1 protein-coding gene is annotated in these 448 nt (G+C 65.4%); it reads left to right on the top strand.

Going from position 1 to position 448, the window contains the following annotated elements; genetic code table 11:
* Positions 1 to 153: 153 nt before the first annotated feature.
* The coding region (locus EXE52_RS18125; RefSeq protein ID WP_137704011.1) for a universal stress protein at positions 154 to 448 on the top strand (295 nt) is incomplete at its 3' end.

Raw genomic sequence — 448 nt, forward strand, 5'->3', positions numbered from 1 at the left:
GGTCACCGAAGTCACCATCCGCAACCGGTATCAGGAGCAGATCGAAGCGATGGGGTTCCGGTAGGGTCGAGGCGTTTCCGTTCGGTCTTTCGGTCGAGTGCGAGAACGTTGGATCGGGTTTTTAATCGCGTCCCGCTGTACCCACGGAGTGAGATGTATTCAGAGATCCTCGTTCCCACCGACGGCAGTCCGGCGTCGGACGCCGCGATCGAACACGCGATTGACCTCGCGGAGCAGTACGGCGCTCGACTCCACGCGCTGTACGTCGTCGACGGCGCGGCGTACTCCAGTCTGGAAGCAGGCGCGGAGATCGTCGTCGAGGCGCTCGAATCCGAGGGGAAGGAGGCGACGGGCCGCGTGGCCGAGGCCGCCGCCGACGCCGACGTCGAGTGCGTCTCCACCGTCGTCTCCGGCACCGCGTACCGCTCGATTCAGGCCTACGTCGACG

The sequence above is a fragment of the Halorubrum sp. CGM4_25_10-8A genome (assembly GCF_005435025.1).
In the GTDB taxonomy this organism is placed as follows: Archaea; Halobacteriota; Halobacteria; order Halobacteriales; family Haloferacaceae; genus Halorubrum; species Halorubrum ezzemoulense.